This is a genomic window from Nocardia sp. NPDC051756 (assembly GCF_040681495.1).
In the GTDB taxonomy this organism is placed as follows: Bacteria; Actinomycetota; Actinomycetes; order Mycobacteriales; family Mycobacteriaceae; genus Nocardia.
The window spans coordinates 649,979-674,479 of sequence record NZ_JBFAYV010000003.1; the positions used below are offsets into that span (position 1 = coordinate 649,979).

Below are 24,501 nucleotides of genomic sequence, written 5' to 3' on the forward strand. Positions count from 1 at the left end.
CCGTGACCCGAGTTCGGTCATTGCCTCGGTCGCCGCGAAACCGATAGCCACGCTGCGGGATTCGGCGACCAGGCGGCCGAGCCCGGCGGCATTCATGCACAGGTCACGCACAGACTGTGCATGGGCGGCAACGGTTTCGGCGGTCGCGTGGCAGCGTTGTGCACAACATCAAGTGACGGAACTCGCGCAGGTAGGGGCCAGGTAGCGGATGTTCATCAGAACACTGTCGCTGCGTGACTTCCGCTCCTGGGACCACGCGGAACTCGAATTATCCCCAGGCCGAACGGTTTTCCTCGGCTCGAACGGCAACGGCAAGACCAACCTGCTGGAGGCGATCGGCTACCTGGCCACCCTCGGCTCGCATCGGGTCGCCGCCGATGCCCCGCTGATCCGGCTGGGCGCGGACAAGGCCAGGATCGGCGCATCCGTGGTCAACACCGGTCGCGAGTTGCGCATCGATATCGAGCTGAACCAGGGCACCGCCAATCGCGCACAGATCAATCGCTCGCCCGCCCGGCGACCGCGGGAGATCCTCGGCATCCTGCAAACGGTGCTGTTCGCGCCCGAGGATCTCGCGCTGGTGCGCGGCGATCCGGGCGAACGCCGACGGTTCATGGACGAGTTGTGCACAGCTCGGCTGCCCAGGCTCGCCGCCGTGCGCAGCGACTACGACCGGGTGCTGCGCCAGCGCTCGGCCTTGCTGAAATCCGCTGGGCGGCAAGCCCGATCGAAGTCGGATCTGAGCACCCTCGACGTGTGGGACGGACACCTGGCCACCCATGCCTCGGTGCTGCTGACCTACCGGCTGCGCCTGGTGCACGACCTGTACCCGTACCTCGCCCAGGCCTACGCGTCGATCGCGCCCGAATCCCGGGCTGCCGCAATCGCTTACCGCAGCGCCACCCTGCCGCCCGAATTCCTGGACCCGGCAAGGGAACCCGCGCCGGACGACACCGATGCGCTCGAAGCGATCATGCTGCGTGAACTGGCCGCGGCCCGGACGAAGGAACTCGAACGCGGCGTCTGCCTGGTCGGCCCGCACCGCGACGAACTGGAACTGAACCTCGGCGAGGCGCCGGCCAAGGGCTTCGCCAGTCACGGCGAATCCTGGTCCTTCGCCCTCGCCCTGCGCCTCGCCGCGTTCGAGCTGTTGCGCGCCAACGGATCCGAACCGGTGCTGCTGCTCGACGACGTGTTCGCCGAACTCGACCGCCGTCGTCGCACCGCCCTGGCCGCCGTGGCCGCGGGCGCGGAACAGGTGCTGATCACCGCCGCGGTCCCGGAGGACGTCCCCGCCGAACTCGCCGCCGTCCCGCTGCGGGTGGAAACCAGCGGTGGCGGCGACGGCCGTACCTCCCGGATCGCCGAGCCCGTCATCCCGGCACCCTGACGAACGCACTGTGGCGTATGCACAGAAAAGCATGGTTATCAACAGGTCCTGTGGATAACCAGCGCGTGTATTGCCGCATCTGAGGCGGCTGTTCTGTCGGCCCTCTGTCGTAGAGTGACCCTCTGGCCGCGCGACACGAGAGGAGCCTGGTGACCGATCGAAATGGCGCCGAACCGGCAGGTAAAGAGCCGGAGTTGCGCGGTGTGGATCTGGCCAGGCGAGCGCTCGAAGAGGCTCGGGCGGCGGCCAAGGCGAGTGGAAAGTCCGTCGGGCAGGGGCGATCCTCGCCGCAGCGCAAGCTGCGGACCGGGGCCCGTCGCCGCAGCGGCTGGTCGGGCGCGGGCCCGGATCCGCGCGATCCCCAGCTGTTCGGCGCGTTGACCGGCTCGCTGGCCAAGAACCGCGGCTGGTCCGCCAAGGTCGCCGAGGGCACGGTGTTCGGCCGCTGGGCCGGCGTCGTCGGCGAGGACATCGCCGCCCATGCCACCCCGTTGACCTTGAAGGACAACGTGCTGAGCATCGCGGCCGAATCCACCGCCTGGGCAACCCAATTGCGCATGTTGCAGAGCCAGATCCTGGCGAAGATCAACGCCGCGGTCGGACCCGGCGTGGTGACTTCGCTGAAGATCAGCGGCCCCGCGGCGCCCAGCTGGCGCAAGGGCGAACGGCACGTCCGCGGCCGCGGACCTCGCGATACCTACGGATAAAACGGCCGCGTTCCACGTGAAACCGGGCATCGGTAGCGCTCGATCCGCCAACCGCAGGCAACGCCGCGCGGTCGGAAATCCGGGCATACCGCTCGGTGATCTCGTGCCGCCCGGACGGTCCCGGGACGCGCACCGCCCGAATCCTCCCAGAGGCGGGCTAAAGCCCCGAAGGGCGGAACAGACTCGCGACAATCCGATTTCTCGCATTCACGGAGCCGTCAGGGGTGTCGTAGGTGCACTGTAGGTTGGGTGTACCAGTAGGATGGTGACGTAACTAGCGGCGATCACCTTCGGTGCGTCCCGTACAGCCCGCGTGGCCCTGTATTTCTCGAGCAGTCATGGCCAGGGATCAACGCGTGCTGTGCAGTGCCTCGCCAGGAGGATCAGCAAGTAAGGAGAGCTACCGACCAGTGGCTGCCAACGACTCCAACGCATCGGGCTCGACCAACGCTTCCTCGGGCAAGGCGGATTACGGCGCCTCGTCCATCACGGTCCTCGAAGGACTCGAGGCGGTCCGCAAGCGTCCAGGCATGTACATCGGTTCCACCGGTGAGCGTGGTCTGCACCACCTGATCTGGGAGGTCGTCGACAACTCCGTCGACGAGGCGATGGCCGGGTACGCGTCCAAGGTCGAGGTCACCCTGCTCGCCGACGGCGGCGTCGAGGTGGTCGACGACGGCCGTGGCATCCCGGTGGCGATGCACGCGCAGGGCGTCCCGACCATCGAGGTGGTCATGACCCAGCTGCATGCCGGCGGCAAGTTCGACTCCGACTCCTACGCGGTGTCCGGTGGTCTGCACGGTGTCGGTATCTCCGTGGTCAACGCGCTGTCCTCCCAGCTGGAGGCGGAGATCGACCGCGACGGTTTCCACTGGACCCAGACCTACAAGGACTCGGTCCCCGGCAAGCTGCTGCAGGGCGATCCGTCCAAGAAGACCGGCACCACGATCCGGTTCTGGGCCGATCCGAACATCTTCGAGACCACCACTTACAACTTCGAGACGGTCGCCCGCCGGCTGCAGGAGATGGCGTTCCTCAACAAGGGACTCACCATCACCCTGACCGACGAGCGGGTCACCGACGCCGAGATCACCGACGATGTGGTCAGCGAGACCGCGGACGCGCCGAAGCACGCCGAGGCCGAAGACGTCGCCGCGCCGGTCGAGCACAAGGTGAAGAAGCGCACCTACCACTACCCGGGTGGTCTGGAGGACTTCGTCCGCCACATCAACCGGACCAAGCAGCCGATCCACAACTCGGTCGTCGGGTTCACCGGTAAGGGCACCGGCCACGAGCTCGAGGTCGCCATGCAGTGGAACTCGGGCTACTCCGAGAGCGTGCACACCTTCGCCAACACCATCAACACGCACGAGGGCGGCACCCACGAAGAGGGCTTCCGCGCGGCGCTGACCACGGTGGTGAACAAGTACGCCAAAGACAAGAAGCTGCTCAAGGAAAAAGACGGCAACCTCACCGGTGACGACATCCGCGAGGGCCTGGCCGCGATCGTCAGCGTGAAGGTCTCCGAGCCGCAGTTCGAGGGTCAGACCAAGACCAAGCTCGGCAACACCGAGGTCAAGTCGTTCGTGCAGAAGGCGTGCAACGAGCACCTCTCGCATTGGTTCGAGGCCAACCCGGCCGACGCGAAGACCATCGTGAACAAGGCGGTCTCCTCGGCGCAGGCGCGCGTCGCGGCCCGTAAGGCCAGGGAGCTGGTGCGCCGCAAGAGCGCGACCGACCTCGGCGGCCTGCCGGGCAAGCTGGCCGACTGCCGGTCCAAGGACCCCAGCAAGTCCGAAATTTACATCGTGGAGGGCGACTCCGCCGGTGGCTCGGCGAAGTCCGGGCGCGACTCGATGTACCAGGCGATCCTGCCGCTGCGCGGAAAGATCATCAACGTCGAGAAGGCCCGGATCGACCGGGTGCTGAAGAACAACGAAGTCCAGTCGATCATCACCGCGTTCGGCACCGGCATCCACGACGAGTTCGATATCGCCAAGCTGCGCTATCACAAGATCGTGCTGATGGCCGACGCCGACGTGGACGGCCAGCACATCGCCACCCTGCTGCTCACGCTGCTGTTCCGGTTCATGCGCCCGCTGGTCGAACAGGGCCACGTGTACCTCGCGCAGCCGCCGCTGTACAAGCTCAAGTGGCAGCGCAGCGACCCGGAGTTCGCCTACTCCGACCGCGAGCGCGACGGCCTGCTCGAGGCGGGTCTGGCGTCGGGCAAGAAGATCAACAAGGAAGACGGCGTCCAGCGCTACAAGGGTCTCGGCGAGATGAACGCCAAGGAACTGTGGGAGACCACGATGGACCCCTCGGTGCGCGTGCTCAAGCTGGTCACCCTGGACGACGCGGCCGCGGCCGACGAGCTGTTCAGCGTGCTGATGGGCGAGGACGTAGAGGCCCGCCGCAGCTTTATCACCCGTAATGCCAAGGACGTTCGCTTCCTCGACGTATAAGCCGGTGCGCGTTGCCACGTCACCGCAACCGCACCAGGCCCGCTAAGGAGACTTCATGACCGACACGACGCTGCCTCCGTACGGAGGCGCCGGCGGCGACCGGATCGACCCGGTCGACATCCAGCAGGAAATGCAGAACAGCTACATCGATTACGCGATGAGCGTGATCGTCGGCCGCGCGCTGCCCGAGGTGCGCGACGGCCTCAAGCCGGTGCACCGGCGCGTGCTGTATGCCATGTACGACAACGGGTATCGGCCCGACCGCGGCTATGTGAAGTCCGCGCGCCCGGTCGCCGAGACCATGGGTAACTACCACCCGCACGGCGACAGCTCGATCTACGACACCCTCGTGCGTATGGCGCAGCCGTGGTCGCTGCGCTACCCGCTGGTCGACGGCCAGGGCAACTTCGGCTCGCGCGGCAACGACGGCGCGGCCGCCATGCGTTACACCGAGTGCAGGCTGACCCCGCTCGCGATGGAGATGCTGCGCGAGATCGACCACGAGACGGTCGATTTCGTGCCGAACTACGACGGTCGCTCGCAGGAGCCGACCGTGCTGCCCAGCCGGGTGCCCGCGCTGCTGATGAACGGCAGCAACGGCATCGCGGTCGGCATGGCGACCAACATTCCGCCGCACAACCTGCGCGAACTGGCCGACGCGATCTACTGGGCGCTGGACAACTTCGACGCCGACGAGGAATCCACGCTGGCCGCCTGTATCGAGCGGGTCAAGGGTCCGGACTTCCCGACCTACGGCCTGATCGTCGGCGGGCAGGGCATCCACGATGCCTACTCCACCGGCCGCGGCTCGGTCCGGATGCGCGGCGTGGTCGAGATCGAGGAAGACAACAAGGGCCGCACGACCCTGGTCATCACCGAGCTGCCGTACCAGGTCAACACGGACAACTTCATCAACGCGATCGCCGAGCAGGTGCGCGACGGCAAGATCGCCGGCATCTCCGACATCCACGACGAGTCCTCCGACCGCGCGGGCATGCGGATCGTGGTCACGGTCAAGCGCGACGCCGTGGCCAAGGTCGTGCTGAACAATCTCTACAAGCACACCCAGCTGCAGACCAGTTTCGGCTGCAACATGCTTTCCATCGTCGACGGCGTGCCGCGCACCCTGCGGCTCGACCAGATGATCCGGCACTACGTCAAGCACCAGTTGGACGTCATCGTCCGGCGCACCAAGTACTTGCTGCGCAAGGCCGAGGAGCGGGCCCACATCCTGCGCGGCCTGGTCAAGGCGCTGGACGCGCTCGACGAGGTCATCGCGTTGATCCGGCGTTCGGCCAACACCGACACCGCGCGCACCGGCCTGATGCAGATGCTCGACATCGACGAGATCCAGGCCACCGCCATCCTCGACATGCAGCTGCGTCGCCTCTCGGCGTTGGAGCGGCAGAAGATCGTCGACGAGTTGGCCAAGATCGAACTCGAAATCGCCGACCTGAAGGACATTCTCGAAAAGCCGGAGCGCCAGCGCGCCATCGTGCGCGACGAGCTGGCCGAGATCGTCGAGAAGTACGGCGACGACCGGCGCACCCGGATCATCGCGGCCGACGGTGACGTCGCCGACGAGGATCTGATCGCCCGCGAGGACGTGGTCGTCACCATCACCGAGACCGGCTACGCCAAGCGCACCAAGACCGACCTCTACCGCAGCCAGAAGCGCGGCGGCAAGGGCGTGCAGGGCGCCGGGCTCAAGCAGGACGACCTGGTCAAGCACTTCTTCATCTCGTCAACGCACGACTGGCTGCTGTTCTTCACGAACAAGGGCCGGGTGTACCGGGCCAAGGCCTACGAGCTGCCCGAGGCCAGCCGGACCGCGCGCGGTCAGCACGTGGCCAACCTGCTCGCCTTCCAGCCGGACGAGAAGATCGCCCAGATCATCCAGCTGAAATCCTACGAAGACTCGCCATACCTGGTGCTCGCCACCAAGAATGGCTTGGTGAAGAAGTCGAAGCTGACCGATTTCGACTCCAACCGCACCGGCGGCATCGTCGCGGTGAACCTGCGCGACGAGGACGAATTGGTCGGCGCCGTGCTGTGCTCGGCCGACGACGACCTGCTGCTGGTCTCGGCGCTGGGTCAGTCGATCCGGTTCTCCGCGACCGACGAGGCGCTGCGTCCGATGGGCCGGGCCACCTCCGGCGTGCAGGGCATGCGGTTCAACGCCTCCGATGAACTGTTGTCGCTCAATGTTGTGCGCCCGGATACATATCTGCTGGTGGCGACCGCCGGCGGTTACGCTAAGCGGACGGCGATCGAGGAGTACACGGCGCAGGGCCGGGGCGGTAAAGGCGTATTGACCGTCCAATACGACCCCAAGCGTGGCACCCTTGTCGGTGCGCTCATCGTCGAAGACGAGGATGAGTTGTACGCGATCACGTCCGGTGGTGGTGTCATCCGGACCGTGGCCAAGCAGGTGCGTAAGGCTGGACGACAGACCAAGGGCGTGCGATTGATGAACCTCGGCGAGGGCGATACGTTGCTTGCTATCGCGCGCAACGCCGACGAGCCCGATCCCGACCTGCTCGCCGGCGACGACAGCGACACCGGTTCCTCCGAGTAAACCCACCAGCGGCGGCAACGAACGGATCTAAGGATTCCCATTGACCACTCCGAATCAGCCGAATGACGAGCGGCACCAGACGAACGGTGTGACCGAGCGGATCGCACCGTCCCCGATTCCGCCGCGGCCGATCCCCCGGCCGAATTCGTCGGCCGATAACGGCCAGCCGGGCGGCGGGCAGCCAGGTGGCGGCCAGCCGAACGGTGGTGGTGGGCAATCCGCCGCAGGCCAGCCGGGCGGGCAGCAGCACGGTAATCAACCCGGTGGCGGCCCGTCCGGCCAGCAAGGCGGACAGCAGCGCGAAATGCAAGACCAGCAAGGCGATTTCGCGGGCAAGCCGAAGGGGCCGGAGCAGGCTCCCGGTCAAAGCGGTCAAGATCCGTTCGATCAGACTGTCCGCATGAACAACTCAGAGCCCGGCGCACCCGAGTCGGGGGATCAGTCCGGTGGCAACGGTGGTGGCCAATCGCCGTTCCAGGACGGCTGGGCACAACTGCCGCAGCGGGAACCACAGTCCAACCTGTACCGGCCCGGCCAAGCGCCGGTCACCGGACGCCCGAGCGGCTCCGGCGGCCCGGGCGGTGGTCCCGGTGGTGGCGGCGGCGGTCTCGGCGGTGGCGTGACCAACGCGCGCACCACCGCCGACCTCGCGGCCAAGGCGGCGCGCAAGGAAGCCGCCATGGTGAAGTCCGTCGGCATCGACGGACCGACCCGCAGCATCGCCCGGCCCGAACTGATCAAGGACATGCCGGACCTCTCCGAGATCCGGCACCCGCTGCCGCCGTCGGCCGAGCACACGGGCCCGCAGACGCCCATCTCGCCCGCCGTGCCGGTCGCGGTCGCCGCGGCCGTCGCCACCGGCGAGCCGCTGCGGGCCACCGTGCAGATCCGCCGGATCGACCCCTGGTCGACCCTGAAGATCTCCCTGGTGATCAGCGTGGCCATGTTCTTCGTCTGGATGCTCGCCGTCGGCCTGCTCTACATCGTGCTCGAGGGCATGGGCGTGTGGGAACGGTTGAACAACACCTTCACCGACATGGTCTCGCAGGACAGCGGATCGGTCGGCCTCATCGACGCCGGCACCGTCTTCGGCTACGCGGGCGTCATCGGGCTGATCAACGTGGTGCTGTTCACCGCGCTCGGCACCGTCGGCACGTTCATCTACAACCAGTGCTGCGATCTGGTCGGCGGCATCCAGGTAACCCTGGCCGACCCCGACTAGAACCCGAAAAACCACCGGCCGGTGCCGTCCCCATCCAGGGGAGGGCACCGGCCGTTTTCGTTCGATTACGCCCCTTCTACCAGCCGTTTTGGTCGTTCATGTGCAAGTCGGGTAATCTCTAGCCTCGGCTCAGGTGGAAGAACACAGGAGCCATACGGGCCTATAGCTCAGGCGGTTAGAGCGCTTCGCTGATAACGAAGAGGTCGGAGGTTCAAGTCCTCCTAGGCCCACTCCCGAACATGACAGTAGGGTGGGAACCATGAAGTTTCTTGTCACGGTCGGTGCCGTGATCGCGGTTCTCATCGGCATCTCCAAGCTGCGCCAGCGCAACGACGCGGACATGTGGCACGAGGTCACCACCCGCTGACTCGGGGCCTTAGCTCAATTGGCAGAGCACTGCCTTTGCAAGGCAGGGGTTAGGGGTTCGATTCCCCTAGGCTCCACTCGTAGGTTGCTCATGCTCATGGAGAGCATGAGCCGGGCTCGTTCCGCGTGTTTTGTGGGGGCGCAGCCCCCACGCCCCGCCCGGAGGGGCTTTGCCCCCCGGACCCCCCTTCCTGGTCGGCAGTCCTGGGTAGTGGAGTGGTTCTGATGGCTGCCACCAACTTTGACGTATCCGCTTGCGCATCGACTTCCTTGCTGGCATGTGTGAATTCTGAAGCCATGCTGCAGGACTGTTTGACTACCGTGTGAAACGTGAGGCGCCTCAGCGTGTTCCACGTGGAACGGCTGGGGGCTATCGGGGACGACATGGAATAAGCAGCACCCCAGCACTTCTCGGATGCGAGAGGGGCTGGGGTGCTTTGGTGTTCAGCGGGGGATTGCGGCTGCTTCCAGGCGGGCCAGGGTTTCGGGGGTCGGCCAGTGGCGGACTTCGTAGCGGGTGGGGGTCATGTCGGGGATGGGAGTCAGGCCGGTGATTTCGGCTGCGGCGGGGAAGGGGACTTCGAAGAGGGTGTGCATTTCGCCGTTTTCTTCGGTGCAGAAGATGATTCGGTCGGCTTCGGGGAGTAGGTATTCGACGTCTTTGCCCCAGATGGTGGCGGTGTAGGGGCCGGTGTCGTCGGCTACGTACATGACCGAGCCGGCGAAGGCGGGGGCCAGGTCTTCGTGGTCGGGGTAGGCGAGGTGGTCGTCGACGGCTTGCTCCAGGGCCGTGGCCTGGGCCCCGTATTCGGTTACGGCCAAACCACATCGGGCGCGCAGGGCGAGGGCGCGGTGGCGGTGGTCGGGGGATTGGTCGAGGGGGATTACGGTGCCGTGGTCGTCGACCGTGTAGGCCTGGGGGGAGATGGGGCGGACGGCTTCGCGGTAGCGCTGTTCGACGTGTTCGAAGAGGGGTGCTAGGTCGTCCTGGTCGGGGGCGATGATGAGGGTGTCCACGTCGGGGAGAAAGGCGATCGGGCGGTGGGTGCCGTCGCCGGAGCCGGCCAGCCAGCCGGGGACCAGGGGCCAGGAGGTGCAGTAGCCGTCGCCGTTGTCGGCGAAGTGGATCAGGCCTTCGCTCTTGAAGCCGCCGGAACCGACCAGGGCGGTGAGGTTTTCGCGCGCCGCGGCGAAGACTTCGTCGGCGTCGACGTTCCAGTCCCGCAGGGTTGTCGCGGAGACGATGGAGCGGGAGTGGGGGCGGTCGATGGCGACGAGTTCGTCGAGGAACGGGAACGCGGGGCGGGAAATCGGCCGCATGCCGTCGGTCGGGGAGCTGATCCCGAAGGTGTTGGGGCGCAGAATGGGTCGCAGCAGCGCCCGGACCTCGGGCCAGGTGTCGGGCGCGTCGTCGTCGGTCATGGCGGCGACGAAGTTCGCGATTCGGCGGTCTCGGTCTTCCGCGTCGAGACCTGTGGTCTCGCGATAGATATTGCCGAGGTACAGCTGGAGACTGCCGACGGTGATCTTGAAGTCGTCGGGGTCGTACTCCGCGTCGTGCTGGCCTGCGGCGGTCAGTTGGTGCAGGACGAGCGCCGCGAACTGGTCGGCGTCGGTCCCGATGTTCTCCTCCACGCGGTCACCGTAACCGGCAGGACCGACGAGTGCACAGGAGTCATTGTTCCGACAGCGGTCCGTGCCGATCGAGGTGCAGGTAGGTGTAGCCGGTGACGATCAGGCAGACGACGGTGGCGGTGATGAGCATGGCCCAACCGGCGACGAGCATGCTCAGCAGACCACCGAGCAGGGCGCCCAGCGCGAAACTGAGGTAGAGCAGGAAGTAGCCGAGCCAGTCGGCGTAATCGCCGCCGCTCATGTGCCGTTCGATGCCCTGGGCCAGCTTGACCAGGGTGCCGGTGACGTAGCTCAGGGGCACGGACACCTCGCCGTCTTTGACGAAGGAGGTGTTCAGCGCGCCGACGCCGAAGGCGACGAACAGGATCGGCACGAAATCGATGGACGCGGTGTCCGGGTTCTGGAACCGCACGATGTCGATGATCGAGGCGGTGGCCAGGCTGAGCGTGGTCAGCAGGGTCGGGCCGTGCGGATGGCCGGACCAGTAGCGCCTGCGGCACCAGGAGGCGACGACGACGCCGGCCACGAACGAGGCGAGCAGCCCGGCGGCCGCGACCGCGGTGTCGTTCTGCTGATGGAAGTGGCCGAGGATGGCGCGCTCGGTGTTGCCGGTCATGAAGGTGACGAAGTAGCCGGCGGTGTGCATGAACGCCGCGGCACCGATCAAACCGGCCAGTGCGGCCAGCACCCAGGACAATCTGGCCTCGTTGTCGAAAAGTGCCTTTTTGCGTGCTTCGTCCGGTTTTGGCACAGGTCAGGCTCCTTTCGAAGGTGAATGTGACTCTTCAGTGTTACCGCTCGCCGGCGGAACGCGCATGCGCAGCGCCGTGGTTTGCCGGACGGTCACCAATGCGACATCGACCGACCGTTCGGCTGGCGGTGCGCTCGGTGCGCCGGTATCCGCGCGGTAACCGAGGGACTCGAAAGTGCCGTCTTCCGTGGTCAGCATCGGTGACGCATGATGCTGTCAGTAACAATTAGTAACCGACCGAAGCGGCTGCGGAACGGGGCGCGCGATGCTGAGCGCGCCGACCGGCAGGCAGTCCGTTGTGACCGGTCGCACGGAAGGAGCAGGACCATGACGAGCAAGGTCGCGTCGTTCGCGGACCTCGAGCCGGAGTTCGACCGCTACGTCGGGCAGATCGGCTACGCCACCATGGTGACGGTGGATCGGCAGCACCGGCCGCGGACCCGGGTGCTGATCCCCATCTGGGAGAACGTCGACGGCAGCCCGCTCGGCTGGCTGGCCACCTACAAGACGCCGATCAAGGCGGCGCACATCGCCGCCAATCCACAGGTGAACTTCTCCTATTGGGCGCCGGGCAACAATTCGGTGGCGGTGGACGCGACCGCGGAGTGGGTCGACTCGCCCGAGGTCCGGCAGCAGGTTTGGCGGCTGTACGGGCAGACCAGCCCGCCCGGCGCGGGATACGACCTCGGCCAGTTCTGGCGTTCGCCGGAGGACCCGAAGCTGCAGATCCTGCGGTTGGATCCGTGGCGGATCCAGGTGATTCGCGGGCTGGATCTGCGCAGCCGGATCTGGCGGTCACCGGTGGGCGCCGAACGCGTCGCGGTCTGACGGCGGGCCGGGCAGGCCGGCGCCGGTTACCGTGCACGAGTGGACTCCGTGCTCGATTTCCTGCTGACCGAACCGCTCGCCGCGGCCCCGCTCGACGATGTCGCCGCGGCCTGGACCCGACATCGGGTGGCCGCGAACCGATTCGGTAAACCGGTCGACGTCGCCCTGGCCGGCGGCTTCGGCGCGGACCGGCTCGGTTACGCGTTCCTGTCCGGCTATCAGGAGGCGGTGCGCACGCTGATTCCGGATCTGCCCGCGGACGAGCTGGTCGCGTTGTGTGCGACCGAGGCGGGTGGCGGGCATCCGTCGGCGATTCAGACGACGTTGACCGAAGACCAGGGCGCGGTCCGGCTCAACGGGACGAAAACCTTTGCCACGCTTGGCCTTATGGCGCACCGGCTGGTGGTGATCGCGAGCGTCGGCGCGGACGAGGCGGGCCGGAATCGGTTGCGCGCCACCATGGTCGACGTGCAGGCGGCCGGGGTGCGCGTGATGAATCTGCCCGCGACCGCGTTTGCCCCGGAGATCCCGCATGCGATGGTCACGCTGACTGATGTTGCGGCAGTGGTGTTGCCGGGTGACGGCTACCTGGATTACCTGAAGCCGTTCCGCACGATCGAGGACGTGCACGTGCTCGCGGCGGCGCTGGGCTGGCTGGTCCGGGTGGCGCGCGCGGCGGACTGGCCGCAGTCCGCGCTGCAACAACTGCTGACCGCGGTGTCGGCGGTGCGCGGGCTGGACATCGATGCGCCGAGTTCGCCGGGCGTGCACGTCGCGCTGGGTGGCGTGTTCGAGTATGTCGGCCGATTGCTGGCGGAGCTGGATTCCCTGTGGGCGTCGGTGGATTCGGTCACGCGGGAGCGGTGGGAGCGGGATCGTCCGTTGCTCGCGATCGCCGGCCGGGTGCGCGATCTGCGGCTGGCAACGGCCTGGCGATCAGTGCGACCCGAGCCGGATCAGGCCGTCTGACCTGGTCCGGAAATGGGGAGCGGGCCTCGGCGAAGGGGGGGAGTTAGCCGAGGCCCGCGTAAGGTCGGCCCGGGGGGGAGGGGCCGACTTGAATGATCCTACGCGATGATCCGCGATTGTGTGCGCGTGGGGAGGGCCACTTTTCCAAGATTTTTTGGGTGGGCTTACTTTCTGCTAGTTCGGGGGCAATTCGGGTACTCGGGGCACCCCGCCGGGGCACTGTTCGGGGGTGGCCTGCTGTTTGCCAAAACCACTGTTGCGCAGGTCGATACCTAGTTTGTGCCGGGTCGGACCTGGGGCCGCGACAGCGGTAGAAAACATGCCGACCGGTCGCTGTGTGGCGAGGATCGCTGTCGGATATGGGTGATTCGCGCTTGTCGGGCACGGGCGGCGTCGCGTGTCGTTTCGGCGGACGGATTCACGGCCGGTAAATCTGTCATACCTCGGTGCGAACATGTGTTCGTGTTCCTCGGGGTCGCGAGCAGTCGCATCGATCGAGCGGTCAAGGCGCTCGGTCGATTTCGCGTCGGCGCGTCCGGGCATGAGTATTGTGCGGCGGCGAATCGAGTAGTCAGCTACCCGCGACCGGACCGGGTGCGGCGCGGGAGTATCGAACCGGTCGCACTTCGATCCGGCACCCCCGAGCACCGCCTGGATCGAGGTGCGACCTTTGTCTGTCCACAGACCGGTGGCGCGGCAGATTTTGGGGGTGGGCAGCGGTTCGCAAACTCTATACATTGTAGAGAGATTCCGCACCGGGTGGTCAGGTGGCCGATGCCGGGTGGTTCCTTTTTCATGATCGAGAAACCGAACAAATCGGATGAAATTGTCGGTGGGTGGCGCAATACTGACTCGAGTATCGGCAATCGGTCCCGATCCAGCGAATTCGGCCGGCCTCAGAACACTGGCGTCGGGAAAATACATCCTACGAAACTCACGAACTCAGGAGAATCATGCCCGACGCAATAGTCGCCGAGGGACTGGTCAAACGATACGGCGATCTGGTCGCCCTCGACGGACTCGACCTCTCGGTCCCGGAGGGGACCGTTACCGCGCTGCTCGGACCCAACGGCGCAGGTAAGACCACCACGGTCCGGGTGCTCAGCACGCTGCTGGTGCCCGACGAAGGCCGGGCGACGGTCGCGGGCATCGACGTGCTGCGTGATCCACGGACACTGCGCTCCCGGATCGGCGCGTCCGGTCAGTACGCCGCGGTGGACGAATATCTGACCGGTTTCGAGAATTTGGAAATGGTCGGGCGGCTCTATCACATGGGCGTGCCACGCAGTAAAGCCCGCGCCCGCGAACTACTCGATCGGTTCCGGCTCAGTGACGCCGCGGACCGTCCGGTGAAAACGTATTCCGGCGGCATGCGCAGGCGACTCGACCTGGCCGGCGCGCTGGTGGCGAACCCGCCGGTGCTGTTCCTGGACGAGCCCACCACCGGCCTGGACCCCCGGGCCCGGCTCGACCTGTGGGATGTCATCGAGGAGCTGGTGGCGGGCGGCACCACGCTGTTGCTCACCACGCAGTACATGGACGAGGCCGATCGGCTGGCCGACGCGATCGCGGTGATCGACCACGGCAAGGTGATCGCCCGCGGCACCGCTGATGAGCTCAAGACCTTGGTCGGCGGCGATCGGATCGAGCTGACCGTGGACCACGCGGACAACCTCGGCATCGCGATGCAGGCGCTGAAAGGCCTGGCGGACGGCGAGATTCACGTCGAACCCGGGCTGCGCCGGATCACCGTCCCGGTGTCGGACGGCTCGCAGGCGCTGGTCGCGGCGATCGGCAAGCTGGCCGAGCACGACGTCAAGATCCACGACGTCGGCCTGCGCCGACCCTCGCTCGACGATGTCTTCCTCACCCTCACCGGGCACGAGGCGGAGGAACTGGTCAACGACAACGGTCGTGCGGCCGGAAAGCTCGAAGCAGCGGAAGGAAAGACCCGATGACCACGATGGCTTCGGTACAGGACCGGCCTTCGCTCGTCGATCGGCTGTCGATGGTGGTCAGCGACAGCCTGACCATTGCCAAGCGCGGCGTGATCAAGATCCGGCGGGTGCCGGACGTGCTGATCTTCTCGACGCTCTCGCCGATCATGTTCGTGCTGCTGTTCGCCTACATCTTCGGCGCGGCAATCGACGTGCCCGGCGTCTCCGGCGGGTACCGCGAGTTCTTGATCGCGGGCATCTTCGCGCAGACCGTGGTGTTCGGTGCGTCGTTCACCGGTGCGGCGCTGGCCGAGGACATGCAGAAGGGCATCATCGACCGATTCCGCTCGCTCCCGATGGCACCGTCCGCCGTGTTGATCGGCCGGACGCTCAGCGACGTGGTGATCAACGTGGTCAGCCTGACCGTGATGTCGCTGACCGGCCTGGTGGTCGGCTGGCGGATCCGCGGCTCGTTCCTGGACGCGGTGCTGGCCTATGTGTTGCTGCTGCTGTTCGCCTACGCGGTGTCCTGGATCATGGCCTATGTCGGCCTGCTGGTCCGCGCGCCGGAGGTGTTCAACAACGCGAGCTTCATCGTGGTCTTCCCGCTGACGTTCATCGGCAACACCTTCGTGCCGAGTGAGAAGCTGCCGACGGCACTACGGGTGATCGCCGAATGGAACCCGGTCTCGGCGCTCACCCAGGCGACCCGCGATCTGTTCGGCAACACCAGTCCGTTGGCGCCCGAACCCACCGCGTGGTCACTGCGGCATCCCGAGGTGACCACGCTGATCTGGGTGGTGGTGATCATGGTGGTGTTCGTGCCGCTGGCGGTCCGTCAGTACAAGAACACCGTCAGTCGCTGAGGTTCAGCGCCCGTTCTCCAGGCCGGCCCCGGCGACCGGGGCCGGTGCGGAGCCGTTGCGCGAGTAGCCGATCCGCGGCGGCGCCGGGGCGGGCGCGGGCGGCTGCGGCCGCTTACTGCGTATCAGCCACGCGACGCCACCCGCCAGCGCGACGGCGGCCGCGACGATGAGCCGGTTACGAGTACGTGCGGATACATGTAGGGGCCCCAAGGTCATTGGCCCATGCTGGCACAACCGGGCCGTTCATGCAGTAGCGCCAGCTCAGCGGCGCGGAATCGGTTGCCGAACTCGGCTATCCGACCGACCCGACACGGGCGGCACCGGCCGGTGCGCCGAGGTTCCTTGGCGGCGGGACCGTAGCATTGCGGCGTGACCTCACCGAATCAGACCGCTGTGGCGACGCTGCACACGAATCGCGGCGACATCAAGATCTCGCTCTTCGGTAACCACGCGCCCAAGACGGTCCGCAACTTCGTCGGCCTGGCCGACGGTTCCGCGCCGTACACCACCGCGAACGCGAGCGGCGGCAGCACCGGCCCGTTCTACGACGGCGCGGTGTTCCACCGGGTGATGGCCGGGTTCATGATTCAGGGCGGGGATCCCACCGGCACCGGACGCGGCGGACCGGGCTACGAGTTCGGCGACGAATTCCACCCGGAACTGCGCTTCGACCGCGGCTACCTGCTGGCCATGGCCAACGCGGGGCCGGCGACCAACGGGTCGCAGTTCTTCATCACCGTCGGCGCCCAGCCGCACCTCAACCGTAAGCACACCATCTTCGGCGAGGTCGTCGATCCCGAGTCGCGCAAGGTGGTCGACGCGATCGCCACCACGGCCACCGACCGCAACGACCGCCCCCTGGAATCCGTCGAAATCACCAAGATCACGATCGAATGAGCTTATGACCGCCCAGCCGCCTGCGCCGACGTGCGTTCGCCATCCCCAACGTCCGACCGGCCTGGCGTGCACGCGCTGCGGACGGCCCGCCTGTCCCGAATGCCTGCGTCCCGCGGCGGTCGGCCAGCACTGTGTCGATTGCCTGCGACAGGAGCAGCGTGACGTGCCGCCGGTGCGTACCGTCGCCGGCGCGCCGGTGGCCAGGGCGTCGCTGCCGTACGTGACCTACGCGCTGATCGCGATCAACGTCGCGGTCTTCGCCGTGACCGCCGCGCAGGCCGGAAGCCTGGTGAACAACCGGGCCTCGGCGCTGTTCACGGACTGGGTGCTGTTCCCGCCGTTGGTCGCCGACGGCCAGTGGTTCCGGGTGATCGGTTCCGGCTTCCTGCACTACGGTCCGATCCACCTGCTGCTCAACATGTTCGCGCTGTATGTGATCGGCCGGGACGGCGAGCTGGTGCTCGGCCGGCTGCGTTATCTCGCGGTCTACCTGGTGTCGATGCTCGGCGGCTCGGCCGCGGTCATGGTGTTCTCCCAGGACAGCGCGACCGCCGGCGCCTCGGGCGCGGTGTACGGCCTGTTCGGCGCGATCACCGTCATCCTGATCCGGCTGCGGCAGAACCCGAATCAGATGCTGATCCTGATCGGCATCAACGTGTTCATCAGCTTCTCGCTGCCGGGCATCTCGCTGTGGGGGCACCTCGGCGGCCTGGCCGCGGGCACGCTCGCGACGCTGGGCATCCTGTTCCTGCCCACCTGGCTGCGCGCGAAATCGCAAGATACGGCCCGGCTCATCGGCTGGGTCGCGGTTGCGGTAGTCGCCTTGGTGGTGGTCGGCGTGATCGGCGCTACCGCGATGTCACTGACCTGATTCGAGCGTCGGCGCGGCTTCACGTGAAACACGCGGAGCCGCGCCGAAGTTCTGCCCAGCCTGTGGATAACTCTGGCCGAAACGGCTCAGCGAGTGCTCTCACCCGACAACCGGAGGGTGTGGACCAGGGTGTCGTAGACGTCATCGGGCCGGGTGCCGAGATCCCAGCGGCCGAAGATCAGCAGCCGTTCGGCGCCGTCGTGGTCGACGTCGATCTCCAGCATCGGCATCTTGCGGCCGAGGCGGCGATAGTCCACCACCCGCGCCCGGATGATCTGATCGCGCGCGTATTCGTCGGCGCCGAGCAGAGTGCGGACAACCATGCGCGGGTCGGCACCGGGGACCACGGAAAGCCGAGGTCGCTGCCGGAAACCCAGTCCGGCGAGCACCAACAGTCCGGCCGCGGCCAACCCGACGAGCAACCGGCTGGCAGCTTCGCCGGCCAGGATCGCGGCGACCGCCAGGACGAGGCCGCCGCCGGTGACCGCGACGAGCGCGGGAGTCGGCGTGGTCCAGGCGAGTGGCGGCGTGGCGTCGCGCGGCTCGGAATCTGCCGACTGGGGATCAGGAGAATCCGGTGTCACGCGTCACTTTCCCCAATCGGTCCTCGAGTTGTCCACAGGTTCATCCACAGGTGTGTATGAATGACACGTCTGTAACCCAGATGTGGTGTCCGGTTCACCGGAAACAACCCAGATGTGGTGTCAGCGCCACCGCATCGTCATGATCAGACCGACCACCATGAGGCCGAATCCGATCAGGAAGTTCCACGCGTTCAGATCGTTCATCCAGCCGATGTGGTCGGCGGCGAGGTAGTACACGAGCAGCCAGGCCAGGCCGGCGAGCATGAACCCGAGCATGATGGTGACGTACCAGACCGGCGACGGCCCGACCTTCACCTTCACCGGAGTCCGGCTGGCAGGGTTGATCGTGTAGTCGGTCTTCTTCCGGACCTTCGACTTGGGCATGACGTCCTCGTATTTCGGCGTGCAGGTCGGTACCGGCGGGGCAGGCGCGGGTGGGTCGTGCGGAGCTCGCTCGCCGCAGTGGACGAGGCTCTGGCACCCTCCGGTGTGTGTCTAGGCTATCCCAACTGGTAATGGATGCGACGCGGCGGCGTGCGGGGACGTAATCTCGGACCATGCGTGTTCTGGTCGTCGACAATTACGACAGCTTCGTGTTCAACCTGGTCCAGTACCTCGGGCAGTTGGGTGTCGAGGCCGTGGTCTGGCGCAACGACGACCCGAACCTGGCTGAGGTGGACGCCGTCGTCACCGAATTCGACGGCATCCTGATCAGTCCCGGCCCCGGTACCCCTGATCGCGCGGGCGCCAGCATCGACCTGGTGCGGGCCTGCGCCGCGCACAATGTCCCGCTGCTCGGCGTGTGCCTGGGCCATCAGGCGATCGGCGAGGCGTTCGGCGCCACGGTGACCCGCGCGCCCGAACTGCTGCACGGCAAGACCAGCTCGGTGTTCCACGTCGGCGCCGGCGTGCTGGCCGGCCTGCCCGACCCGTTCACCGCGACCCGATACCACTCGCTCACCGTGCTCGAAGACACGCTGCCCGAAGAGATCGAGGTGCTCGGCCGCACCGAGACCGGCATCGTGATGGCCATGCGGCACCGCACCCTGCCGATCCACGGCGTGCAGTTCCATCCCGAATCGGTGCTCACCCAGGGCGGGCACCGAATGCTGGCCAACTGGCTCGGCGTCTGCGGCGAACGCCCGGCGGAGAGCCTGGTGGAGATGCTGGAGGCGGAGGTCGCCGCGCTGGTGCTGCAGTGACGGATTGCCTGCGGCGGCGCGGACGAGGCGCGGCAGTGTGCCCGCGCGGTGAAGCTCAGCGAGGGCGGGCTTCGAAGTGACTCGCCCCTATGTCCTTTTGTCCGTCGCGATAAGCGTCGACGGGTACATCGATGACGCCAGCGCCGAGCGATTGCGGTTGTCGGGCGCGGCGGATTTCGATCGGGTCGATCAGGTGCGGGCGGACTCCGACGCGATCCTGATCGGCGCCGAGACATTGCGGCGCGACAATCCCCGGTTGCTGGTGGACAGTGCGGAGCGCCGGGTGACTCGGACCGCCGCGGGCAAGCCGGAGTTCCCACTCAAGATCACTGTGACGGCAACCGGGGACTTGGATCCGGACCTGAGGTTCTGGCATCACGGTGGCGACAAACTCGTCTACACGACCGAGGCGGGTGCGGCGCGGCTAGCCGACAGGTTGTCCGGCCTGGCCGAAGTCGTTTCCCTCGGCACCGAACTCGACTTCGCTGTGCTGCTGGACGACCTCGGCCGCCGCGGCGTCGCGCGCCTCATGGTCGAGGGCGGCACCCGCATCCACACCGAGTTCCTCGCCGCCGACCTCGCGGACGAACTACACCTGGCCGTCGCGCCGCTCCTGGTCGGGGATCCCAGAGCGCCCCGATTCCTCGGTGCCGCAAGCTATCCCGGCGCCCCGCACCGCCGGATGTGCCTGGCCGGCGTCACGCAGGTCGGTGACGTCGCCGTCCTGCGCTACCTGCCCAAGTCGGAAAACCAGGTAGACCAGGACATTCGATACATGCGGCGGGCGATCGAACTCGCGCGACTGTGCCCACCGAGCGACACTGCGTTCTCCGTCGGCGCGGTCATCGTGGCCGACGACACCGAGATAGCTACCGGATATTCACGCGAGACCGATGCGAAGGTGCACGCCGAGGAATCCGCGCTGGACAAACTCGACGCGGACGATCCCCGGCTGGCCCGCGCGACGATCTACACCACCCTCGAACCCTGTTCCCAGCGCGGCACCGCGACCCGCCTGCCGTGCACCGACCGGATCCTGCGCGCGGGGATTCCCCGGGTGGTCCTGGCCTGGCGCGAACCCGCGACCTTCGTGACCAACTGCGTCGGCGTGGAGAAGCTCCGCCAGCAAGGCGTCGAGGTGGTCGAACTTCCGGAGCTGGCCGACGCGGCGATGGCGATGAACCGCCACCTCGATCTGTCCGGAGGCTAGGGCCGGCCGTAGATCGCCGTGACGAACTCGCCGAGCTGATTGTCGTCCAGGTGCCGGGCCAGGTCGGCCTCGCTGATCATGCCGACGAGGCGCTTGTGGTCGATCACCGGCATCCGCTTGACCCGGTGGCTCTCCATCTCGTCCAGCACGTCCTCGACGTCGGCATCGGCATCCACCCAGCGCGGCGTCGACTCGCAGAGTTCCGCGGCGCGCGTGGTGGCCGGGGAACGGCCCTGGGCAATGCATTTCACCACGATGTCGCGGTCGGTGATGATCCCGCACATCCGGTCGTTGTCGTCGGCGATGACGAGTGACCCCACGCCGAGTTCGGCCATCACCCTGGCGGCCTTCCCGACGGTCTCGTCTTTCGAGATCCACTGGGCACCGGGTTTCATGATGTCTCTGGCAGTGGTCATTGGCCTTCCTCCTCGCTAGTCAGCAGTGCTGATCGGATGGAGCAAGTCCGATTCTGCCGCCAAGCACACCGACCAGTCGGTGTTTTGACCTAACTGATCCCGCCTGAAAAGCCAGGTGCCACGACATTCACTGTCGTGGCACCTGGATCTGGCTCGGATATACGGAGTATCAGGGCGGTCCGAGGACACCCACGCCGACAACCACGGTCCCGTTCTTCGGGATCGACCCGCTCGCGGACGGCTGCTGACTCAGGATCCGGCCGACGCTGCTGGTATCGAACGTGCCCTGCGGCGACTGGCTGATCTGGCTCTGCGTGCCGGTCCAACCCTCCGCGCGCAGCTTGTCCACCGCCTGCGCGACGGTCAGCCCGACCAGCGACGGCATCTTGATCTGATCGCTGGACACCTGAACGGTGACCGTCGACCCCTTCTCCGCGCTCGCGCCGCCCGCGGGGCTGGTCGAGAGCACCTCGCCCTTGGGCCGGGAGGACGGCACCTCCTGGATGGTGATCTTGAATCCGGCGCTGTCCACCAGGTTCGGCTTGGCAACGTCGATGTCCTGGCCGACCACGTTCGGCACCCGGACCGATTCCGGGCCGCTGCCGATGGTGATGACGATGGCCTTGTCGACGTCGACCCGGGAGCCCGCGGACGGGTCCTGCCCGATGACCTTGTCGACGTCCTGCGCGCTGGACGGCTTCTTCTGCACCTGCGGGTCCATCTTCAGGTTGCCGTTGCGCAGCGCCACCTCGGCCTCGGCCTGGCTCATCCCGTCCAGCTTGGGCACCTGAACCTGGGCCGGGCCGGTGGAGACCTGCACGGTGACGGTGCTGCCCTTGTCCTGCCGGGATCCGCCGAGCGGCGCGGTGGCGATGACATTGCCGGTCGCGACCTTGCTGTCCGGCTTCTGCTGGATGGCGACCTTGAACCCCGCCTGCTGCAACACATCCGTCGCCTGCTGCGAGGTCTTGCCCGAAAGATCGGGCACCGCAATCTGATCCGGCTTGCTCCCGGGTCCGATCAGCACCCAGAACAGCGCGAGCAGCACGGCGACACCGGCGGCCGCGGCGATCCCGATGTAGAGCGTGCGGCGCGGGCCGCCCTGCTCCGGTGGCCCCTGCTCGGCGGTGTCGTCGTTGCGCTCGACCGTGCGGTAGCTGCGCGGCGCGGGCTCGTCCGAGCCGAAGACGGTGGTGCGGTCCTCGTCGGTCATCACCATCGGGGCGATCGGCTTCTGCCCGCCGAGCACCCGGATCAGGTCGGCGCGCATCTCGGCCGCGCTCTGGTAGCGGTTGGCCGGGTTCTTGCTCATCGCCTTGAGGATCACCGAGTCGAGCTCGCGCGGCACGCCGGGATGCACGTGCGACGGCAGCCGCGGGTCTTCCCGGACGTGCTGGTACGCCACGGCCACCGGCGAGTCACCGGTGAAAGGCGGCTCCCCGGTGAGGATTTCGAACAGCACACAGCCGACGGAGTACACGTCCGAGCGCGCGTCGACGGTCTCGCCGCGCGCCTGTTCGGGCGAAAGGTATTGCGCGGTACCGATTACCGCGGCGGTCTGGGTCATCGGGTTGGCGCTGTCGGCGATCGCTCTCGCGATGCCGAAGTCCATCACCTTCACCGCGCCGGCCCGGTTGATCATGATGTTGGCCGGCTTCATGTCGCGGTGCACGATGCCGGCCTTGTGGCTGAAATCCAGTGCGGCACAGACGTCCGCGACGACCTCCATGGCCCGGCGCGGCGGCAGCGGACCCTGGCCGCGCACGATATCGCGCAGCGTGTCGCCCTCGACGTACTCCATCACGATGTAGGGCAGCGGGCCGTCGTCGACCTTGGCCTCGCCGGTGTCGTACACCGCGACGATGGCCGGATGATTCAGCGCGGCGGCGTTCTGCGCCTCCCGCTTGAACCGCAGGTAGAAGGTGGGGTCGCGGGCCAGGTCGGCGCGCAGCACCTTGATCGCAACGTCCCGGCTGAGTCGCAGGTCGCGGGCCTTGTGCACCTCGGACATGCCACCGAACCCGATGATCTCGCCCAGCTCATAGCGGGAGGAGAGATTCTTCGGGGTCGTCATTGTTGTCCTTGCGAAGAGTTATTGGGCGCGCTCGGGGTGGCCGCGGGGCTCCGGCCGTTGTTGTTGTTCCCCGGAAATGGTATGTCGATGGTGGGAATCCGGGGCAGAGTCGTGGCCGGAGTCGTCGTCGACGGCTTCGTGGTCTTCGGCGGCGTGGTCGTGCTCGGCGGCGGTGTGGTCGTCGTCGGCTCGGGCGTCGTCGTCGGCGGTTCGGTGGTGGTGGTTGGCGCTTCGGTGGTGGTGACCGGCGGCGGCGGAACGGGTTTCGGCGTCGTCGAGCTGGTCACCGGCGGCGGTGGCGGTTTGGGCGCCGTGGTGGACGTGGTGACCGGCGGCACCTTCGAATCGGGGTTCGTGTTGCCGCCGAACATCAGGTACAGCACGACCGCGAGCAACAGCACCGCACCGCCGCCGAGCGCGGCCATCCACTTCTGCGTGGGGGTGAAGCGCTTGCCGTCACCCTGGGCGACCTGGTTGCCGCCGGTGCCGGTATTGAGCATCGTCGCGGGCGCACCGGTGCCGTTGCCGTAGCCCGCGTTGCCGAGGGCCGCGCCGGCCGGCGCGGAGTAGTGCACCGTCGCGCCGTCGAAATCCGTTGGCGTGGAAGGAATCGCGACGGTCGGCCCGGGCGGGAGCACCCGGGTCGCACCGGTCATCGACATCGACGGGTTGGCCCCGGTCGGGGTCGGCGGCCGACGTCCCGCGCGGACCGCGGCCACCGCGTCGGCGAACTCGCCGCCGCGCGAGTAGCGGCCCTTCGGGTCCTTGCCCATGGTGATCTCGATCAGCTCGCGCACGTTGGCGGGCAGGTCGCCGGGCATCGGCGGCGGCGTCTCGCGCACGTGCTTCATCGCGACGGTGATCGCGCCGTCGCCGCTGAACGGACGGGTGCCGGCCAATGCCTCGTAGCCGACCACGCCGAGTGAGTACACGTCGCTGGCCGCGGTGGCGTCCTCGCCGACCGCCTGCTCCGGCGCGATGTACTGCGCGGTACCCATCACCATGCCGGTCTTGGTCACCGGGGAGGCGTCCACCGCCTTGGCGATGCCGAAGTCGGTGATCTTCACCTGACCGGTCGGCGTCACCAGGATGTTGCCCGGCTTCACGTCGCGGTGCACCACGCCCGCGCGGTGCGCGACGTCGAGCGCACGGCCGGTCTGCTCGAGCATGTCCAGACCCTGGCCGACGGAGAGCCGGCCGAGCCGGTTCAGCACCGTGTTCAGCGGCTCGCCCTGCACCAGTTCCATGACCAGGTAGGCGGTTTCGCTGCCCTGCGGGTCGGTGGTCTCGCCGTAGTCGTAGATCCCGGCGATCCCAGGGTGGTTCAGCTGGGCGGTAGTCCTGGCCTCGGTGCGGAACCGGTGCCGGAACGTCGGGTCGGCGGAGAACTCGGATTTGAGCACCTTGACGGCCACCCGGCGGTCCAGCCGGGTGTCCAGCGCCTCCCAGACCTGACCCATGCCGCCGGTCGCGATCAGGCGTTGCAGGCGGTAGCGGTCGGCGATCATCGCACCGTTGTTCAGCATCCCCGTA

Annotated in this window: 21 protein-coding genes and 2 tRNA genes; 15 read left to right on the forward strand and 8 right to left on the reverse strand. The window is 67.2% G+C overall.

What is annotated here, in order from left to right; translation table 11 throughout:
* Positions 1-208: 208 nt before the first annotated feature.
* The 7 genes from recF (at position 209) to AB0M22_RS14670 (ending at position 8,805) form a co-directional block, all read left to right on the forward strand.
* A complete protein-coding gene (gene recF, locus AB0M22_RS14640) occupies positions 209-1,390 on the forward strand; it encodes a DNA replication/repair protein RecF (RefSeq protein WP_364725669.1) in 1,182 nt (393 codons plus the stop codon).
* A gap of 149 nt (positions 1,391-1,539) precedes the next feature.
* Entirely contained in the window at positions 1,540-2,097 is a 558-nt protein-coding gene (locus AB0M22_RS14645; protein ID WP_364725672.1) for a DUF721 family protein, read from the forward strand.
* Positions 2,098-2,507: 410 nt separating this feature from the next.
* The gene (gyrB, locus tag AB0M22_RS14650) at positions 2,508-4,562 is read left to right on the forward strand and encodes a DNA topoisomerase (ATP-hydrolyzing) subunit B (protein ID WP_150400468.1); all 2,055 of its coding nucleotides are present in this window, start codon (positions 2,508-2,510) and stop codon (positions 4,560-4,562) included.
* 55 nt (positions 4,563-4,617) lie between these two features.
* Positions 4,618-7,140, forward strand: a complete 2,523-nt coding sequence (gene gyrA / locus AB0M22_RS14655; RefSeq protein WP_150400469.1) for a DNA gyrase subunit A — start codon at positions 4,618-4,620, stop codon at positions 7,138-7,140.
* Positions 7,141-7,180: 40 nt separating this feature from the next.
* On the forward strand, positions 7,181-8,362 hold the full coding sequence (locus tag AB0M22_RS14660; RefSeq protein WP_364725677.1) for a DUF3566 domain-containing protein: 1,182 nt from the start codon (positions 7,181-7,183) through the stop codon (positions 8,360-8,362).
* A gap of 156 nt (positions 8,363-8,518) precedes the next feature.
* A tRNA-Ile gene (locus tag AB0M22_RS14665) sits at positions 8,519-8,592 on the forward strand.
* Between the two features lie 140 nt (positions 8,593-8,732).
* Positions 8,733-8,805: transfer RNA gene (locus AB0M22_RS14670), tRNA-Ala, on the forward strand.
* A gap of 367 nt (positions 8,806-9,172) precedes the next feature.
* Here the strand turns inward: AB0M22_RS14670 and AB0M22_RS14675 are convergent.
* Together AB0M22_RS14675 and AB0M22_RS14680 are read right to left on the reverse strand one after the other, a co-directional pair.
* Complete coding sequence (locus AB0M22_RS14675; RefSeq protein ID WP_364725680.1) at positions 9,173-10,363, reverse strand: hypothetical protein; 1,191 nt, start codon at positions 10,361-10,363, stop codon at positions 9,173-9,175.
* 40 nt (positions 10,364-10,403) lie between these two features.
* Positions 10,404-11,114 (reverse strand): YoaK family protein, encoded by a 711-nt coding sequence (locus AB0M22_RS14680; protein WP_364725683.1) that lies wholly within the window; start codon positions 11,112-11,114, stop codon positions 10,404-10,406.
* A 327-nt stretch (positions 11,115-11,441) separates the two neighbouring features.
* Between AB0M22_RS14680 and AB0M22_RS14685 the strand changes: the two genes are divergently transcribed.
* The 4 genes from AB0M22_RS14685 to AB0M22_RS14700 all read left to right on the forward strand — a co-directional run bounded on the left by AB0M22_RS14685 (position 11,442) and on the right by AB0M22_RS14700 (position 15,714).
* Entirely contained in the window at positions 11,442-11,942 is a 501-nt protein-coding gene (locus AB0M22_RS14685) for a pyridoxamine 5'-phosphate oxidase family protein (RefSeq protein WP_364725686.1), read from the forward strand.
* Positions 11,943-11,981: 39 nt separating this feature from the next.
* Positions 11,982-12,911, forward strand: a complete 930-nt coding sequence (locus AB0M22_RS14690; protein WP_364725689.1) for an acyl-CoA dehydrogenase family protein — start codon at positions 11,982-11,984, stop codon at positions 12,909-12,911.
* A 953-nt stretch (positions 12,912-13,864) separates the two neighbouring features.
* Entirely contained in the window at positions 13,865-14,869 is a 1,005-nt protein-coding gene (locus tag AB0M22_RS14695; protein ID WP_364725692.1) for an ATP-binding cassette domain-containing protein, read from the forward strand.
* Positions 14,866-15,714, forward strand: coding sequence for an ABC transporter permease (locus tag AB0M22_RS14700; RefSeq protein ID WP_364725695.1), 849 nt, complete (start codon positions 14,866-14,868; stop codon positions 15,712-15,714). Before AB0M22_RS14695 ends, AB0M22_RS14700 begins: the two co-directional genes overlap by 4 nt.
* Positions 15,715-15,717: 3 nt before the next feature.
* On the opposite strand, the gene AB0M22_RS14705 is transcribed toward AB0M22_RS14700, so the two are convergent.
* Positions 15,718-15,930, reverse strand: a complete 213-nt coding sequence (locus AB0M22_RS14705) for a hypothetical protein (RefSeq protein ID WP_364725698.1) — start codon at positions 15,928-15,930, stop codon at positions 15,718-15,720.
* Positions 15,931-16,083: 153 nt separating this feature from the next.
* Between AB0M22_RS14705 and AB0M22_RS14710 the strand changes: the two genes are divergently transcribed.
* Positions 16,084-16,611, forward strand: a complete 528-nt coding sequence (locus AB0M22_RS14710; protein WP_364725702.1) for a peptidylprolyl isomerase — start codon at positions 16,084-16,086, stop codon at positions 16,609-16,611.
* A 4-nt stretch (positions 16,612-16,615) separates the two neighbouring features.
* A complete protein-coding gene (locus tag AB0M22_RS14715) occupies positions 16,616-17,482 on the forward strand; it encodes a rhomboid family intramembrane serine protease (RefSeq protein WP_364725705.1) in 867 nt (288 codons plus the stop codon).
* An 86-nt stretch (positions 17,483-17,568) separates the two neighbouring features.
* Here AB0M22_RS14715 and AB0M22_RS14720 read toward each other — a convergent pair whose 3' ends face one another.
* Complete coding sequence (locus AB0M22_RS14720; protein WP_364725708.1) at positions 17,569-18,066, reverse strand: PH domain-containing protein; 498 nt, start codon at positions 18,064-18,066, stop codon at positions 17,569-17,571.
* Positions 18,067-18,186: 120 nt separating this feature from the next.
* Entirely contained in the window at positions 18,187-18,450 is a 264-nt protein-coding gene (gene crgA, locus AB0M22_RS14725) for a cell division protein CrgA (protein WP_150400480.1), read from the reverse strand.
* A 173-nt stretch (positions 18,451-18,623) separates the two neighbouring features.
* Between crgA and AB0M22_RS14730 the strand changes: the two genes are divergently transcribed.
* Positions 18,624-19,268, forward strand: a complete 645-nt coding sequence (locus AB0M22_RS14730) for an aminodeoxychorismate/anthranilate synthase component II (RefSeq protein ID WP_364725713.1) — start codon at positions 18,624-18,626, stop codon at positions 19,266-19,268.
* Positions 19,269-19,365: 97 nt separating this feature from the next.
* Complete coding sequence (locus AB0M22_RS14735; RefSeq protein WP_364725716.1) at positions 19,366-20,478, forward strand: dihydrofolate reductase family protein; 1,113 nt, start codon at positions 19,366-19,368, stop codon at positions 20,476-20,478.
* Here AB0M22_RS14735 and AB0M22_RS14740 read toward each other — a convergent pair.
* The 3 genes from AB0M22_RS14740 to AB0M22_RS14750 form a co-directional block, all read right to left on the reverse strand.
* The gene (locus tag AB0M22_RS14740; protein WP_364725719.1) at positions 20,475-20,894 is read right to left on the reverse strand and encodes a CBS domain-containing protein; all 420 of its coding nucleotides are present in this window, start codon (positions 20,892-20,894) and stop codon (positions 20,475-20,477) included. The genes AB0M22_RS14735 and AB0M22_RS14740 overlap by 4 nt on opposite strands.
* A 169-nt stretch (positions 20,895-21,063) precedes the next feature.
* Complete coding sequence (pknB, locus tag AB0M22_RS14745; protein WP_364725722.1) at positions 21,064-22,968, reverse strand: Stk1 family PASTA domain-containing Ser/Thr kinase; 1,905 nt, start codon at positions 22,966-22,968, stop codon at positions 21,064-21,066.
* Complete coding sequence (locus tag AB0M22_RS14750) at positions 22,965-24,494, reverse strand: serine/threonine-protein kinase (RefSeq protein WP_364725725.1); 1,530 nt, start codon at positions 24,492-24,494, stop codon at positions 22,965-22,967. Before AB0M22_RS14750 ends, pknB begins: the two co-directional genes overlap by 4 nt.
* Positions 24,495-24,501 lie beyond the last annotated feature (7 nt).

Coding starts and splice junctions, on each gene's coding strand:
- recF (WP_364725669.1), top strand. CDS start 209: ATGTTCATCAGAACACTGTCGCTGCGTGACTTCCGCTCCTGGGACCAC.
- gyrA (WP_150400469.1), top strand. CDS start 4,618: ATGACCGACACGACGCTGCCTCCGTACGGAGGCGCCGGCGGCGACCGG.
- AB0M22_RS14685 (WP_364725686.1), top strand. CDS start 11,442: ATGACGAGCAAGGTCGCGTCGTTCGCGGACCTCGAGCCGGAGTTCGAC.
- AB0M22_RS14695 (WP_364725692.1), top strand. CDS start 13,865: ATGCCCGACGCAATAGTCGCCGAGGGACTGGTCAAACGATACGGCGAT.
- AB0M22_RS14700 (WP_364725695.1), top strand. CDS start 14,866: ATGACCACGATGGCTTCGGTACAGGACCGGCCTTCGCTCGTCGATCGG.
- AB0M22_RS14705 (WP_364725698.1), bottom strand. CDS start 15,930: ATGACCTTGGGGCCCCTACATGTATCCGCACGTACTCGTAACCGGCTC.
- AB0M22_RS14715 (WP_364725705.1), top strand. CDS start 16,616: ATGACCGCCCAGCCGCCTGCGCCGACGTGCGTTCGCCATCCCCAACGT.
- crgA (WP_150400480.1), bottom strand. CDS start 18,450: ATGCCCAAGTCGAAGGTCCGGAAGAAGACCGACTACACGATCAACCCT.
- AB0M22_RS14730 (WP_364725713.1), top strand. CDS start 18,624: ATGCGTGTTCTGGTCGTCGACAATTACGACAGCTTCGTGTTCAACCTG.
- AB0M22_RS14740 (WP_364725719.1), bottom strand. CDS start 20,894: ATGACCACTGCCAGAGACATCATGAAACCCGGTGCCCAGTGGATCTCG.
- pknB (WP_364725722.1), bottom strand. CDS start 22,968: ATGACGACCCCGAAGAATCTCTCCTCCCGCTATGAGCTGGGCGAGATC.
- AB0M22_RS14750 (WP_364725725.1), bottom strand. CDS start 24,494: ATGCTGAACAACGGTGCGATGATCGCCGACCGCTACCGCCTGCAACGC.